Here is a 14,827-nt window from a genome sequence, read left to right on the forward strand (position 1 = left end):
AATGACTGCCCTCCGCCGCAAGACCACCATTCGCGGGCGGCGGATGAAGCCGCTCGACCTCGTAACCATCTGCGATCAGTGCGGGAAGTCCCGCGCCCATGGCAACCACGACAAATGCAGCAAGGCCCGCCAGATCGCTGAGGCCGAGCTGCGCGCGCGGGAGAACTGTGATGAGTGAAGTGAAGCGTTACCACGTTGGCGATAAAGGGCTTGTCGAAGGCGTATCGCTGGGCCGGATCAGTGTTGTTCTGGGGGCGGATTACGACACCGCCATATCGGTTGGCACCGCGCTCGGTAGTTCGCTTGGCCGCGTTGTTGCCGAGCGCGATGCTCTGCAACTGCTGCTGAATGAGCGCGATGAACAGCTCGACGCCCAACGCCTGCGCGCCAATACGGCTGAGTCTGAAGTGAAGAGGCTGGAAGCCTTGTTGAATACACCACACACGGCTGGCTGGTTCGAAGGAGTGAAGCTGGAAGCAGGCCATCAAATTCAAAGGTGGGGTTCTGACCACTACGCAGGAAAAGGCCCGGCCGATTGGTTCTGGCTTATCGGCTACCTCGCGCAGAAGGCAATGACTTCGCAGATGCTTGGGAACGAGGAGAAGGCCAAGCACCACACCATTAGCACCGGGGCCGCGCTGTTGAACTGGTTCCGCGCAATCACTGGTGACAGCAATGTAATGCGGCCAGGTATCGATGACGCCGCCCTCAACCCCAACCCCGAGGCAGAAATTCATGACCGCAATAACTGACCACGACATCGCGTTTGCCCAAGCTGTAGTTGCTCTGGCGCGCCAACACGGCATGACCGGCATCGATATGGGCTTTCGCCAGAACTTCGACCTTTCGCAGCAGACCGGGTGTTACTGCAGCAAACGCATTACTTGGACAGAAGGCCGCCACGGCGATTTCTCACCTATCAAATTCCGCACCGAGGCAGAAGCATCGGTGCCAGAAAAGGCGACCAAGCAATGACCAATAACCCAACGATTGACGGCGTGTCGCGGGAGTTGCTGGAAAGACTGTTAACAGAGGCTTGCAATGAAAACTGGTCTGACTTAAACGAGCTTCTTCATGCTCCTGCTGCATGCAGGTGCCGGCGATTCGGCAAAGATAATCCTCATTGGCCGTGCCCGGTTCATTCAGCGCAAGCCGAACAATTACAGGGCGATCAGCACGGCCCAACGGCGGCAATGACGGAAGCGGGATGTCAAGCCTACATGGACGCAGACGGCATGATAGGCATCATGCATAACTCATCAATGGGCCACGCATACGTCGCGATGCGCACACTGGACCCAGAACTCGCCGCCCTGCAATCCACCATCGCCCGGCTACAGGCGCGCGTGAAGGAGCTGGAGAGTGTGCGGGGTGAATGCATGGTCTCCTTTGAAAAATGGTGGCAAGAAGAATCCCCGTCATCTTCCGGAGATTACGAAAAATCTTTTGCCGAGACTGGATTCCAGGCTGCAGCCCGTATCACCACCCCGCCAGCGCCTGTTGCGGTTGTACCTGACGGCTGGAAGCTTGTTCCGATTGAGCCGACCGACGACATGATCGTGGCATTTGCAGAGGCGTGGTACTCGAAGCGCCAGACCATCGACGACCCAGACATGTTTGACGCTTACCGGGACATGCTCGCTTCGTCGCCAGCCTGCCTCGACGCCACCGCTGCGCTGAACAACAAACCTTCAACCGAGGTGAATCCATGAATACCGCACGCAATGACCACCACGAAGAACCGGTCGAGTTCATCCGCCTGCCGGAAGTCAAAAAGCTGGTTGGCTTCGGCACCACCAAGATTTACGAGATGGCCAGCCAAGGCCTGTTCCCGAAGCAGGTGCAACTGGGCGCCCGCTCCGTGGCCTGGGTGAAGTCCGAGGTTCTGCAATGGAACAGCGCCAAACTGGCCGAAGCCCGTGGTCAGGCTTCCGACTCCAGCGAATCCAAGTAATCCGCCCAGTCCTGCATCATCCCCCGCCGCTGTTCCACGTACTCCGCGTGGTTGTAGGTCTTCCTGACCTTGCTTGAGCCCGCATGCGAAAGCTGCGCCTCGATCCAATCCTCGTTGTAACCCATCTCGTTCAAGGCCGTTGAAATCGTGGCACGGATCCCGTGCCCGGTCAGTCTGCCTTCATATCCCATGCGTCTCAGCGCCATGTTGACTGTGCCGTCGCTGATTGGCTTTGTCGGCTCATGCCGGCCAGCGATCAGCAGCTTGTAGCGGCCAGTCATCTGGTGCACTTTGCGCGCTTCCTCAACCGCCTGCCGCGACAGTGGCACCAGATACGGCGGTACAACCCCCTCCCCTTTTACCCTGATCACCTTTTTCAACTGCTTCACGGTGCCAGCCGGCACTGTCCAGAGCGCGCCATCAAAATCAAATTGGTCGATTGTTGCGCTTCTCAGCTCGATCGTTCGCACACCAGTGAGCAGCAGCAGCCTGACTGCGCTTCGTGTGTAGTCCTTGAGGTCAGCCTCACGCAGTGCAGTCAGGAACGCTTTCAGCTCATGCTGCCGAAGCATTGGGTTGTGTTTTTCCGGCGGTTCTTTCGCGGCCACGATATCGAGATCCGACGCCGGGTTCATTTCCAGATAGCCCGAGGCGATCCCAAAGCGGAATATCTCGTTCAACCAGGTGCGGCACTTGCGCGCAACGTTCAGCGCCCCGCGCCTCTCGATAATGCGCAGGGTGGCCAGAACTTCAGAGCGTGTCACCTCGGCGATGGGGATTTTCCCGAGAGACGGAACCAGATCCTTGTCCAGGTACAACTGAGCCTGGTTAGCGGCGCCCCTCTTCGACTTGGCCCAGCGCGGCAACTTGAAGGCATACCACTCGTTCGCCACCACTTCGAAGGTCTTGACCGACGAATCGGCGGCGGCGCGTCTCTCTTTACGGCGCTGCAAACGGGGATCAATGCCCTTGGCAACCAGTGCCCGAGCCTGATCGCGCTGCTCGCGGGCTTCCTTCAGGGTGATCTCCGGATAGGTGCCCAGCGACATACGCGGCTGCTTGCCGTGCCATGAAAACCGGAAGTGCCAAGACTTGGTGCCGTTGGGAGCGACGAACAGCGACAAGCCGCTGGCGTCCGTCATGGAATATTCTTTTTCGGCCGCCTTGGCCTGGCGCACTGCGGTATCAGTCAGGGGCATTAGTACATCACCACGTCAGTCGAACTGGGGAAGTGCTGGATGATGTACTAAAAATGCGCGGAACGCAGCGAAAGAATGCGAAACTCGGCGCAACAAAAAGGCCGCACTTGGCGGCCTATTGCTTGGGCTTCGCGGTACTCAGCGAAAGCCGGTGAAACAGAAGATGGTGCCCGAAGCCGGAATCGAACCGGCACGCCCTTACGAGCGGGGGATTTTAAGTCCCATGCGTCTACCAGTTTCGCCATTCGGGCGGTAGCGCGGTGTAGTGCTCAAAGCAGTCGATCAGCAAACCTGACAGCGTTAAGCCTTGTAAAGCAGAGCGGGAAATATATACATCACGTCCCGGTGAAGCAAGTTCACAGTGGTTGATTTCAAGACTAAATCTTGCAGCGCACTGGAAATAAAAAAGCTCCGTAAATCATGGATCTACGGAGCTTGTTTATAGTGGAGGCCGAGGTCGGAATCGAACCGGCGTAGGCGGATTTGCAATCCATCTATAAATCTCTGTAGATCAATAGGTTAGCACTATTTTCGTTCCGCAAGCTACTGATTTTTAACGGTGCGTAGCCCGCGTAATTCAAGGGGTGCCGTTTCAGTTGCGGAACGCAAAGCCAACAGCTCGTCGCGTCCCCCTCGCCCACTCATCGAACCTCGGATACTGTATATAAAAACAGTACCAAGTAAGGCGCCTTTTGTGGATTCCTCCGATATTGAAAACACCGACGACTGGCTTGGCTGCCCGACGCCGCTCGAAACATGCCGGCACCAGCTCGCCCTTTACGAAAACGAGTTTGAGGAGCTGAACCTGCAACTGCGCCACGCCAGGGAGCGGATATTCAAGCTGGTCGAGATGCACACCGAGATCAGCAAGGAGTGCGACACCCTTCGGTCACAACTGACCACAGCCAAGGCTGAAGCTGCGGAGGCGAACAGTCGCGCCAGCGACATCGAGACTCGCAGTAACTGGGAGCTGATGGCGAAGAATAGGCACATCAGCGAACTGAACGCGGAGGTCTTGGCTTTGCAGGGTAAAAGCGTATTTCAAAAATCACCTGCCCCAATACCGCGTGACTGAGCGCGTTTATTCGACACGCGACAGGGTCAACGTCCGGATATAGGCTTGGCACGCCTGCAGCGCGATCAGCCCCCGGTCGCCGGTGTCGGTGATGGCGATAATTCGTTGAGCATGCGCCGGGTCAAGTCGGGCTCGTACGACTGCATGATCCACGCCGCCGGTGCTGGCGGTGGCTGGCACCCCACAGCCTTTGGCAGCGTCGGTTGCATCGAGGAGGACTGACAGCCGCAGATCAGAAGTGGCAAGGCGATCGCGCAAGCGATCTTGGTCACGTTGGGCATCGGTCATTTTCCTGAAGTGGATTTGCTCACTGATCGCCAGTCGCTGCTCGAGCGCCAGACGCTTTTCCTGCTCGGCCTGCTGCGCGGTCGCCGCGGCCTGAGTCAGTTGATTGAGGGTTTCTGCGTGCAGCCGCGCTTGCTCGGCAAACTGCTTGCCGTAGCGCCAGTCCTGAAACTGCCAGGCGCTGCCGGCGCCGATCAGCACCAGCGCCAGCGCGCCAATCATCCGCCACGGAACGGTCACGCCAGCACATCCCGCGCCTTCTCCCACAGCGCAAGGCGATCCGCCAGCCCGTTCAGCCCGCCGTTGATACGCCGGGTGATGGTGTTGAACTGATCGCGATCGGCCAAATCGTTCAGCCCCTTCTGTTTCCAGAACCACGCCGCCGACATCGCGGCGTTCTGGGGCAGCTCGAGCAGTTCAGGCTGATTGATCAGGTCGAGCCCCAGAGCCTCGCCGCACTTTGCGTAGTTGGCTCGACCGGTGATCTGGATCAGGCCGCGCCCACAATACTTTCGGCCGTCACCAGGCACAGTGTTGCCCAGGTCTTCACGCCCCTCATACCCGCGCTGGGCAGCGGTCGGCCCCCAGATCTCACGGACGTAGAGCAGCTGGCCGGACTCATGTCCGATCTGCGCAATGAAGGCGGCCGCGCGCTTCGAGCCAACGATCTGGTAATGCTGCATAGCGGTGTTCAGTGCGGAAACAAAAACGCCCGCTTGGGTGCGGGCGTTCGGGAGGATTTGCAGCAACTGCTGCTGAGTGACTGGCATAGCATGCTCCATAAATATTCAAAAATAACGCTTATCGCCCCAACGGTGGACGACATGTAAGGTGTGAGATTTTCCTTAGGATGGTAACCTCCGCACAAACACAGCGCGCCACAAAAAGCAGGAAGCATGATCGGTTCAATTCAACTCCTCAGAGCCTTCGCGGCATGGATTGTAGTTTTCCATCACTACATAGAGATCTTCTACGGCCTTAAAGCTGACTTCCCAATAGGGCGATTCCTTGCCAATTACGGGGCGATAGGTGTAGATATATTTTTCGTTATCAGCGGCTTTGTCATCTACACTTCTACGACTAAAAACACACAAAGTCCGCTCGCATTTGCCAAACAACGCCTACTTAGAATTGTTCCAGCTTATTGGACGTTTACGATAATCGTCGCAGTCAGTTTATGGCTAGCGCCAAACATACTTTTCTATGCAAAGTATAACCATGAATTCCTTTTGAAAAGCATGTTATTTATCCCGACACAGAATCCAGCAGGCATAGGGTTATTCCCTCTGGTAACTGTCGGCTGGACACTGAACTACGAAATGGCTTTCTACGCTATATTTTTTATTGCGCTTTTTTTTAATCGACGCCTACTACTTCCCGCAATCTGTATCGGATTGGTCGGCATGCAATATCTCGCACCAAAGCTGGGCGGGGAATTTACATTCTACGGCAGATCATTGATATACGAATTTCTATTAGGGATTGCAATCTCAGTCGCACACCAAAAAAACCTTATCGTCAAAATCAAATCTCATACTGCTATGACAATTCTTGTAGCAGCCATAACTATCCTTTGGAGCAGAGGCAATGCTACCCATGATCCTTTATTCACGGGAATTCCATGCGCACTTATTGTAGTGGCTTTTATCTCACTAGATAAATACGTTGGGAATTTTCCTAAAGCCAACCGTCTAGGTGATTGGTCATATTCAACCTATCTTTGCCATCCGATTATTACCTTTTCATTCCTTTACTTATACAAACATGAATATATGGGCGAACTGACGGCTCTAATTCTAACCTGTGCATCAGTCGCCGCGGCTTCTTGGGCGTCCTACAATTTTATCGAACGCCCAATCCTGAGACTCGCCAAACCGAAATCTAAGCCCATGGATAGAATGGCCGCAGTCAATTAATTACCAACTTCCAGTGCGACTGGTGGAACTGGCCACTGCGGCGAGTCAGGCCAGCCTTGTTTGGTTTCCATCTTTCCTAAATCAGATCGGTATTTCTTCCACTTATTTAACAAAGACAGGTCATCGTCAGTCGCTTCTCCGATATCTACGGAATCTTGTAATGGGTTGATCTTGAGAGTTGAATAACTGATAAGTCGGTCACGTTCAATTCGAGCTGACGGAAGGTTATCTATGGGCGGATTGAGCCATTGTAGATAACGATCATCATCTTCTTCAATTTCCCCTAAGTTTTCCCACGAGGTTTTTTCAGGGTCCTGTGGCCCGCCGAAAACCGCGATTACTTTTGACTCAGAAGAGTCCTCGAACATAACGTGGACAGTACCCATTAGATTCTATACCCGTAAGAATTAAGGAAAATATTACCCGAGCCATTCGCTGTTAAAAACGTTGTCTGCGGCGTCGCGATTGGAATAGGCGAAAGCTGAGCGATTAGTACACCAGAACCGGCAGAGGCAGCATACCCGGCGGCAGCGCTATACCCGGGCGAACCGACCCCTAGCGAGGTTGGAGCAATCGCTGCTGACAGATTTCCAGCCCCGCCGGAGGATATTGAAATGTTTGGCGTAAACAATCTTGCATTAATTGGCACTGCTGCTGGAATACTCACAGAGGTAAATCCGGAACTCACAGAGGCGATAGCCCCAGAGTAGGCGCCGTTATAATAGTACGTATCTCTGTCCATAACTCGAACAGGTGGAATTAGACGACTAGAGTTGGTAGGGAGAACCGCTATCAAAGCAGATGCGGCATATCCGGCAGGCATGTTCAAACCGCTATAAGCTTCGGGCTGTAACGCGGAGGTCGCGTCTTTGCCAAGAAGCATTGGGTTGTTGCCAGACATCGGCAAGGCGGGGTTATAAGCAATGTAAATTGCCACCCAGCCGCTGACAGGCGCAACTCCAACATCCATTCCCCCGGCACCAACGCTAGCCAGATTAATGGTTTTGTTAAAATTTGCGATGACGTAAGTTAGACCGCCGAGCGATGCTTTCAGTACCACTTCATCAGCTAAAAATTGCATTGTTGCGGATGCCGCGGCAACGCTACCCCGCAGGTTTCTAACACTGCCGATCAACGGCGCCCCAGCAGAGTTTATTTGCTGGATCGCTTTTGCCAGCTGATGGTTGTTGCTCTCATCGGGAGCCATTCCAGCGACAGTGATCACGTGAAGAATTTCATCAGTGACCGCATTGCCCCATTGCGCCGGAATCAACGAGCCGGGAGTGCCGGCCAGCGGATCTTCATCTACAAACTTGCCGCCCACCAATCCAATGCTGGGAACGCTAATCGGATAATCCACAGTTTTACCTCTCAGTCATAATTGATGTGTACGACGGTGTGCGCCGGTGCCGGTCGGCGAATCGAGCATTCAAGCGGATCCCCCGGGTTGGTGCCGAAGCGCTCGCCCCAGTAGCTGGCGCCGAAGCGCCGTCCTTGTCGCTGCCGACCTCCGGTATTCAGCGTCCACATGAACTGCGCGTGCCACGTCCCGAAACGCGCAGAGCCGAAACGAGAACGCCCCATACGGGGCGCTCGGTGCTCGGTGATTGACGCGTCCGGGTAGCCTTGGCTCACAGCAATTTCAATGAAATACGCCCTGCTCTGCCCGCCCACCTCAACGAGCCGACGGCGAACGGCCAAGCGGCGATCCTCGAACGCAGGGTTTGGCCCGAGGCATGGATCTGGGAGGTTCATTACCGCTTCCCAATCCGGCACCAGCTCGCTGACGCCCGAAGGATCCATTTCATTCAATAGGTCCACCGCGCGTGCATCGAGGCGCGAAAATTCAACAGACACTCCCTTCAGCACCAGGTCAATTTCTGGTACCAGTTCGGGATCCCAGGCTGGACCAGCAGGCAAGAGGCCGCGCAGTTGGCGCCGGTACTGATCGGCAGTTCTCGCTACAGCCATGTGATGCCTCCAAAGGTCAGCAGCTCATTGGCAGCAGCGGTCACGTCGGCGGACGGGACAGTCAACGAGTGGTCGGTTTCCCCAGCTGCGCCGCTGATGACCTCACGAATGTGGCTTATCAACAGCTTGTCACCCAGCCCAGCCTCGCGTTCATGCAAGTCTTTCAGGCTGGCGGTGATAGCAGCGCGCACCGCAGTTGTGTCGGGTACGGGGTGGATGCTGTAAAGCACGGGCTTCAGCGTTGGGGCCAGAACGTAAAGCTCAGCCGTCACAGGCCGCAGAGGCTCGATGTAATCCTTGATCTCCTGCAATTGCGCCGGGTTTGGCACCGACACTGGGTCGTTGTCACGCATCACAAAGAGCCCGACCGTGCCTGGCCCCAAGTAATTCCCTCGGCACCATGCCCGCGTGGCGCCGGGAAACTCCAAGGCCCAGGTCTCGTAATCGTCCACGGATCCACCGTGAGGAATGACACGGTATGAACGGATCACCCGCGCGCGGAGGGATTCGATACTTTCCCTTTCTACGCCGCCGCTCAATCCTGGCGCAATGACGGTGAAGCCATTGGTTACGCCAGGCACCGGCTGTACCAGTGTGAGAGCCAAGCCCGCGTCAGCGTTGCCCAGCGCGCCAGCATCGACGGCCTTAATCGTAGTGGTGTTGGTCCCAGCCGACGTGCTAACACCCGCGGTGACTGCGTACATACGCCCGTCACTGGCCTGTAGCACCACGTCAACATCCAATACTGCGCCGGCGGCAGCAGTGAAGGTCACACTGCCCTCGGCCGGTTGGGCTGCGTTTCGCGGCTGATTCAGACGCAGCGCGGCAATTCGTTCGAGGGTTTCTTCGTCGGCCTTGTCCGGCAGGATCTGCTCGACAATCCAATTCAGATATCCATATAGGCCGTAGGCAGTGCCGCCCATTGTTCTTGCCAGCACCTGAGCATCGGAGCGACGGAGCGCGTCGCTCGCCAGGTCACTCTGGGTGCGACTGATGAGCACCGGCAGCGAAGGTGTTTCAAACGGCATAGATCACCTGCCAGGAAGAGTTGGGTTTGATTTCAATGCGTTCGCCACCGGGGATGGTCAGGATGACGATCAGGTTCAGCCGGCTGATATCGTGCTTCTCGCTGGCGATCTCGATCGCAATGACGTGACCGTCATCGAGCAGCCACTGAAGCGCCTCATTGGCGTAGAACTCAGCGTCACGCTGGGTGGCATCGGTGAGTTTTACCCGGCGCAGTAGCCACAAGCGCGAGCCAATGCGGTCATCGGCGATGGTTGGGTAACTGTCTCCCCACCAGCCGAACAGCTCTTCGTCGTCTACCGGGGCATCGGTCATCGCGCGGCGCCAGGTAAACAGGCTGATCAGCACGGCGCGAGTCAGCATGTCTTCGCGGTTGTCAGAAATAATCATCAAGCCCCCACCGCGGGCGGGCCGCTGTTGCCGCTGCCGGCCTGAACGTGGGTATGGACGTGTTCGATCTGGCTGACACCGCCTGCGATCTGGTCACCCGTAGAAACGATCTTGCCGGTCTGATTGATCACCGGCGTGTCGAAGTTCACCGCCGTCGTGGCTTTGATGTTCAGCGTATTGGTTTCGATGTCGATGATCCGACCGCGCTTGAAATGCACCTTGTCACCTTCATCGGTGTAGATAGCCACCTCACCGGGCTTGAGTTCCTTGATCCGGTACCGGCGATCAGCGGCGACCACCACCACAGCGTGGGAGCGGTCACCATTGAGAAACATGGTCAGCACCTCGGCGCCGGACAACGGGTTGCTGGTGAACCCATAGGGTTCGAAATGCTCGACCGCGTCTTTCACTTCGCCGGCGGTCAATCTGACCTGCAGCGTCTGCATCTTTTTCCCGGCAGCCGCCAGCAACACGGTGCCGCGCGCCATCATGCTTTTCAGGCTCATTTTTTTGGCTCGTAGTCCGCAGGGATGAGGTATTCGAAGTTGTCGCCCTTGCCGCCTTTCTTCAGCTTGCGATTCTTGTGCGGATCGTGTGGCTCAGGCTCGAAGCCGTCCGGCGGGCCGACTTCCATTTTCGTGAGCATCCCGCTGTCAGTGAGGGAGTAGGTCACACGGGCGATGAGCATGATTCGGTCGAAGCCAATGATCGGATCGATCACGCGCACCAGTGCGTTGTGCTTCCACAGCGCACCATTGGATTGCCGCCAGCCCTGCACGGTGTAGGTCGTGGTGAGCGCCTTACCCATTCGACTGCCGCGCTCCCAGTTCGCCCGCGCCTGCGCCAGTTCGTTGGTCAGCTGGCCGGACTCTTGGATGATCATCACGCGCTTACGCGTCATGCGCGGATCGGTGACCACGGCGGAGATCTCAGCCGCCTGTTCGCCGAACTCTTCGTCGGTACCGCTCTTCTGCCCGAGCACCCGGTATTCGGAAAACACGGCCGAGAAGTCCAACGATGCGTCACCGGCCAAAATATTCTTCCCTACTTCCAACGCGTCGAAAGCGCGAAGTTCGCTACCGGGTTTGGCCAGCACAGCCATGCCCTTGGCATCGTCCGTAGAGAACACGCGGAAGAGCGTCAGCAGTCGGTCAATGGATTCGAACGCCGTTTCACCAGGCTCTATCGTGTGGTCCGACAGCTTGGCGCCTTCGGGAATCTCACTACGCACTCTGATGCCATAGGGCGAAGCCAGCGCCTTGACGATCGCCAGCACGCTCTGGTTGTTCCACTGCCCCGGCTTGTTGATCGCCGCGCAATCCACCAGATCAGCAGTGAGCGAGCGCCCACTGATGCTGGTGGTTATTTGCTGGTGGTCATAGCTGATCGGCGTGGCGAACACCCAGCCAGTCAGCACAAGGTCATCGCCAATGCGTACCTGACACTTCGCGCCCTGCTTCAGAGGCAACGGCTCGACCTGGCCGGGCCACTTCCAAGTGATGCTGAGATTGAACGAGCGCGCCTGATCTTCTAGGCCGGCGGTGATTTCTACGGATTTCCAGCCGGAGTAATCCAGACCGTCAACCGTAAGGCTGACAGCATTCAAGTCTTCCATCGGTTACCTCTGGGCGATTTTGATCGGACGCGCAGGCACGAACCCCGGATGCCGCAAGCGGTTGCGCTGGACTACTTCGTTTGCACGGGTGGCGTCACCGAAACGGCGGTAGGCAAGCACCAATGCCGACAGGGTTTCGGGTGGAGTGATTTCCACCAAGCGCACGCCAGACTCCGCGACGGCGGTCAGGTGCTTGACGATGGTCTGTCGGAGAGTGTTGAGCACCATGTAGTGCTCGGGATCTGCCTTCAGTGAAGCCTGAAATATCGCCTCATTGAGGTTGTCGCGAAGCTCGATCACATCGTCAGCTACGGGAACCTCCGGACGCACGATTGGCTGCACGGCCTGTTGGTCTACCGACGGAGCAACCGCAGTGGATACCGGCTGCGATGCGACGGGCATTTCACTGATGATCATGGCCACCTGCACCAACAGAGCGTCCTGCACAAGATCGGCGGTGGCCTGAGAGGCTGCTGCGGCGTCCACGCCACCCGCCTGGCTGACGGTGTTGATGCTGGCCACCGCTTCGGTTTGTTGTGTCGCGGCGGCCACCGTGTTGCGGTAGCTTGAACCCGAGTCATCGCCAAGGTAATCATCCACCGAAAACTCACTGAAGTAGCTGGAGAACAGCGAAGACAGCGAGTCCGGCGCATTCATGATGGACCGGGCGAACTCGGTCAAATTGGTGAAGGCACCGATGATGGTTGAAAACTGCTGCTGGATCACCGTGTACACACCCGACAGGCTGTTGCGCAGGCGAGCCAGGCCAAGCCGGGCCTGGTCTACTTTCGCCATGGCTAACTTGTATCGGGCCAGCGCCGAGTCCAGCAGGCTGTCCGAAGCCTTGACCACCTGCTGCTGACTGTTGACCTTGGCCGCTGGAAATTTCTGCGGGGTGTCGGGGTAGAACGTCACTTCAAATGCAGCCATCCCGCCGGACTTGAAATCATGGGTCAACTCACCCTCGCCCGCCTTGACCTGCATCCTGCCCAGCCAAGGATGTACCAGCTCGCCAGCGCCTGGCGTCTGGATCGCCTCCATGAACTTGTCGCGACGTTCAAAACAATCATCGCCAATAATCCAGCACACCAGTCGATGCACCTGGGACTGCTTGCCCAACTGTTCGAAATACGGCTCATCTCGCTGAGGGAATTCGTGAAGCTGCCCTTTCATGCCAATCGGGACCGACGCCTGCGGGACCAAAAAGCTGATCCCCCGAAACGACGCTGGCAACATCTGATCACGCCATGTCTGATCCATTCGCTACTCCTTCATGACGCCGACGGTTCGCGTGCCCACCTTCGGTTTGATTTTCAGACCGGGCTGGTTGGTTTTTGGCTGATCGACGGTGGTGCCAGGTGGCGCACCGTTCAGGTTGATGGTCAGCTCTCCGTTGACCTTCTGGGTGTTCGCCGCGGCTGTCTGCTGGAGCAAGCTGCCTGACGGCGGCAATTGCCCAGGTGCGCGAAGTAGCTGGTTATTGTCGATCCCAAACGCCTGGTTGTTGAGTGACTGGCGTCCTTTGGCAACCTGAGTGGCATCCGCTTGCAATAACGCCCCGGTACCGCCGCCGACCCCCGCATTGCGCTTTGTCTGCTCTTCGGCGAAGTTGTTGGCGACATTTGTCGCCTTCTTGATGAGTCCTTCCCCATCAGCATCCATGCCGAGCATTTTCATCATTGGTTCAAGAATGGGCCGCACACGGTCCCAAAGCTTTTTGAAGAATCCGACAATGGGTTCCCAGTTGTTGATGATCATGCCCAGCGGCGTCCAGTCGAACAGGTCACCGAGGAATTTCATCACTGGCGTGGACACGGCATAGAGCACGTCCCAGATGGCCGAGAACAGGTCTGTCAGCGGTTCCCAGTTCTTGACGACCCACGCCATAGGCGTGAACTGCCACGCCAACTTGATCCATTCCCAGAACACCATGGCCGGACGGCGCACTCGCTCCCACATCCTTTCAAAGAACGGCGCCACAGTTTTCCAATTGGCAATCAGCAAACCTGCCGCGAGCGCAATAACCCGGACAATGATTCCGACCGGACTCATTGCGGTCACGGCGCTGAAAACCTTCATGGCGATCATTGCGCCGGTCACCGCAAGACGTAGCACGCCGAAGGCAATGCCTGCGCCCAGCACCGCCTTGATCAGCCCCGGGTGTTCCGCTGCCAGTGCCGAGACCTTCGAAACCAGCGGACCGATATCAGCCATCAAGTCGTTGAACGGCGGCAAAAGCGCGTTACCAATCTCGATGCCCAACCGTGTTGCGCGGTTCTGCAGCAGCTGCATTGCATTCGCGGTGGTGGCCGAACGCGCCGCATATTCCTTTTCCATCGAGCCGGCAAAACCTGACCCCTCGGCAACATCCCTGAAGCTCTTTATTAGTAGGTCGAGGTTTGTCAGGAGTGGAGCGATTGCCGAAACAGATTCGGTACCGAACAGTTCGGTAAGAAGGCCCGCCTGCTTCGCCGGGTCAACTTTGGCGATTCGCGCGAGCACATCCTCAATGGTGCCCTGAGCATCCTTTTGCATGGACTGCGCCAGCGTCTTCACATCCAACCGCAACGACTTGAACGCCTTGGCCTGTTGCTTCGTGGCCGAGCCGCCCTTCGTCAGCGCCAGCATGAAGTTTTTCATGCCGGTGGCTGCCACCTCGCTCGGAACCCCCACGCCGGCCAATGTGGCGCCCATCGCAGCAATCTGTCCGGATGCCAGGCCGGCGACCGCACCCAACGGCCCGATGCGAGTCACGATGTCGGCAATCTGCGCCGCCGATGAAGGCCCGGTGTTGCTCAGGTAGTTAATCTTGTCAGCCAGCGCAACCACTTCCGGCTGAGTGAGTTTGAACGACGTCCGCCACTTGGCCATCATGTCGCCGGACTGGTCGGCCGTTTGATCGAAGGCGACGCCCATCTTCACGGCGTCTTCCGCAAACTGCTTCAATTCGCCACGAGCAAAACCTGCTTGGCCACCAGCAGCGACGATGGCGGCAATGCCGCTGGCCGCCATCGGCATTTTCTCGGACAGGTCCAGGACATCCTTGCCCATCTGCTTAAATTGCTCGGGGGTGTCGAAGTCGACAACCTTCTTCACATCGGCCATGGAAGTTTCAAACTCCATGGCCGCCCTTGCGCCGGCAACGAACGGGGCCGCGAACGCCCCACCTTGCACGACATCCTTGAAACCGATGTTGCCAAGGCCCGAGCTATTCAACTGCTTTCGGAATCCCGCGACGTTTTTTGCGGCGCCCTTCAGCGTCGGCGACAGCCTGTCGACGCCAGTGATCAACGCCTTGAGCTGGAACTTGTCCGCCATCACTGCACCTGCTGGGTTGTGTTGATGCGCTGGGCGTGCCTTAAGGACTCAAGGAGCACGTCCAACGGACGAGCCATT

At 57.1% G+C, this 14,827-nt stretch carries 19 protein-coding genes and 1 tRNA gene; 7 read left to right on the forward strand and 13 right to left on the reverse strand.

All coding sequences use genetic code 11. The features are described from left to right. Position 1 precedes the first annotated feature (1 nt). Genes KVQ82_RS16580 through KVQ82_RS16600 form a run of 5 tightly spaced genes read left to right on the forward strand, consistent with a single transcriptional unit; the run spans position 2 to position 1,954 of the window. The gene (locus KVQ82_RS16580) at positions 2-178 is read left to right on the forward strand and encodes a hypothetical protein (RefSeq protein ID WP_222019469.1); all 177 of its coding nucleotides are present in this window, start codon (positions 2-4) and stop codon (positions 176-178) included. After that, complete coding sequence (locus KVQ82_RS16585) at positions 171-752, forward strand: hypothetical protein (protein WP_222014571.1); 582 nt, start codon at positions 171-173, stop codon at positions 750-752. Before KVQ82_RS16580 ends, KVQ82_RS16585 begins: the two co-directional genes overlap by 8 nt. Beyond that, positions 736-975, forward strand: a complete 240-nt coding sequence (locus KVQ82_RS16590) for a hypothetical protein (protein WP_222014573.1) — start codon at positions 736-738, stop codon at positions 973-975. Before KVQ82_RS16585 ends, KVQ82_RS16590 begins: the two co-directional genes overlap by 17 nt. After that, positions 972-1,712, forward strand: a complete 741-nt coding sequence (locus KVQ82_RS16595; protein ID WP_222014575.1) for a hypothetical protein — start codon at positions 972-974, stop codon at positions 1,710-1,712. The genes KVQ82_RS16590 and KVQ82_RS16595 overlap by 4 nt, the downstream gene beginning before the upstream one ends. Next, positions 1,709-1,954 (forward strand): AlpA family transcriptional regulator, encoded by a 246-nt coding sequence (locus KVQ82_RS16600; RefSeq protein WP_222014583.1) that lies wholly within the window; start codon positions 1,709-1,711, stop codon positions 1,952-1,954. The genes KVQ82_RS16595 and KVQ82_RS16600 overlap by 4 nt, the downstream gene beginning before the upstream one ends. Here the strand turns inward: KVQ82_RS16600 and KVQ82_RS16605 are convergent. Together KVQ82_RS16605 and KVQ82_RS16610 are read right to left on the reverse strand one after the other, a co-directional pair. Further along, positions 1,924-3,153: an integrase arm-type DNA-binding domain-containing protein gene (locus tag KVQ82_RS16605; RefSeq protein ID WP_222014584.1), complete on the reverse strand. Its 1,230-nt coding sequence runs from the start codon at positions 3,151-3,153 to the stop codon at positions 1,924-1,926. The genes KVQ82_RS16600 and KVQ82_RS16605 overlap by 31 nt on opposite strands. A 164-nt stretch (positions 3,154-3,317) precedes the next feature. Then, a tRNA-Leu gene (locus KVQ82_RS16610) sits at positions 3,318-3,404 on the reverse strand. A gap of 443 nt (positions 3,405-3,847) precedes the next feature. Here KVQ82_RS16610 and KVQ82_RS16615 point away from each other — a divergent pair. After that, entirely contained in the window at positions 3,848-4,228 is a 381-nt protein-coding gene (locus KVQ82_RS16615; protein WP_222014585.1) for a hypothetical protein, read from the forward strand. A 6-nt stretch (positions 4,229-4,234) separates the two neighbouring features. Here the strand turns inward: KVQ82_RS16615 and KVQ82_RS16620 are convergent, their stop codons facing one another. Further along, positions 4,235-4,753, reverse strand: a complete 519-nt coding sequence (locus KVQ82_RS16620; protein WP_222014586.1) for a lysis system i-spanin subunit Rz — start codon at positions 4,751-4,753, stop codon at positions 4,235-4,237. Continuing rightward, a complete protein-coding gene (locus tag KVQ82_RS16625) occupies positions 4,750-5,283 on the reverse strand; it encodes a glycoside hydrolase family 19 protein (RefSeq protein WP_222014587.1) in 534 nt (177 codons plus the stop codon). The genes KVQ82_RS16620 and KVQ82_RS16625 overlap by 4 nt, the downstream gene beginning before the upstream one ends. Positions 5,284-5,409: 126 nt before the next feature. Here KVQ82_RS16625 and KVQ82_RS16630 point away from each other — a divergent pair, with 126 nt between their 5' ends. Then, positions 5,410-6,429, forward strand: a complete 1,020-nt coding sequence (locus KVQ82_RS16630; RefSeq protein WP_222014588.1) for an acyltransferase — start codon at positions 5,410-5,412, stop codon at positions 6,427-6,429. Here the strand turns inward: KVQ82_RS16630 and KVQ82_RS16635 are convergent. The 9 genes from KVQ82_RS16635 to KVQ82_RS16675 are packed head-to-tail and all read right to left on the reverse strand — an operon-like array spanning position 6,426 to position 14,749. Then, positions 6,426-6,815, reverse strand: a complete 390-nt coding sequence (locus KVQ82_RS16635; protein WP_222014589.1) for a tail fiber assembly protein — start codon at positions 6,813-6,815, stop codon at positions 6,426-6,428. The two genes, KVQ82_RS16630 and KVQ82_RS16635, sit on opposite strands and share 4 nt — an antisense overlap. Beyond that, a complete protein-coding gene (locus tag KVQ82_RS31625) occupies positions 6,815-7,789 on the reverse strand; it encodes a hypothetical protein (RefSeq protein WP_260687680.1) in 975 nt (324 codons plus the stop codon). The genes KVQ82_RS16635 and KVQ82_RS31625 overlap by 1 nt, the downstream gene beginning before the upstream one ends. Before the next feature lie 11 nt (positions 7,790-7,800). After that, positions 7,801-8,400 carry a YmfQ family protein gene (locus KVQ82_RS16645; protein WP_222014590.1) on the reverse strand — a complete coding sequence of 200 codons (600 nt, stop codon included), beginning with the start codon at positions 8,398-8,400 and terminating at the stop codon, positions 7,801-7,803. Further along, positions 8,391-9,428, reverse strand: coding sequence for a baseplate J/gp47 family protein (locus KVQ82_RS16650; RefSeq protein WP_222014592.1), 1,038 nt, complete (start codon positions 9,426-9,428; stop codon positions 8,391-8,393). Before KVQ82_RS16650 ends, KVQ82_RS16645 begins: the two co-directional genes overlap by 10 nt. Next, entirely contained in the window at positions 9,418-9,816 is a 399-nt protein-coding gene (locus tag KVQ82_RS16655; protein ID WP_222014593.1) for a phage GP46 family protein, read from the reverse strand. The genes KVQ82_RS16650 and KVQ82_RS16655 overlap by 11 nt, the downstream gene beginning before the upstream one ends. Beyond that, positions 9,816-10,322 (reverse strand): phage baseplate assembly protein V, encoded by a 507-nt coding sequence (locus KVQ82_RS16660; protein WP_222014595.1) that lies wholly within the window; start codon positions 10,320-10,322, stop codon positions 9,816-9,818. The genes KVQ82_RS16655 and KVQ82_RS16660 overlap by 1 nt, the downstream gene beginning before the upstream one ends. Further along, on the reverse strand, positions 10,319-11,431 hold the full coding sequence (locus KVQ82_RS16665; protein WP_222014597.1) for a phage baseplate assembly protein: 1,113 nt from the start codon (positions 11,429-11,431) through the stop codon (positions 10,319-10,321). The genes KVQ82_RS16660 and KVQ82_RS16665 overlap by 4 nt, the downstream gene beginning before the upstream one ends. 3 nt (positions 11,432-11,434) lie before the next feature. Then, positions 11,435-12,691, reverse strand: coding sequence for a DNA circularization protein (locus tag KVQ82_RS16670; RefSeq protein WP_222014599.1), 1,257 nt, complete (start codon positions 12,689-12,691; stop codon positions 11,435-11,437). A 3-nt stretch (positions 12,692-12,694) separates the two neighbouring features. Next, on the reverse strand, positions 12,695-14,749 hold the full coding sequence (locus tag KVQ82_RS16675; RefSeq protein ID WP_222014601.1) for a phage tail tape measure protein: 2,055 nt from the start codon (positions 14,747-14,749) through the stop codon (positions 12,695-12,697). Positions 14,750-14,827 lie beyond the last annotated feature (78 nt).

This window comes from Pseudomonas sp. AO-1, from assembly GCF_019775695.1.
In the GTDB taxonomy this organism is placed as follows: domain Bacteria; phylum Pseudomonadota; class Gammaproteobacteria; order Pseudomonadales; family Pseudomonadaceae; genus Aquipseudomonas; species Aquipseudomonas parakoreensis.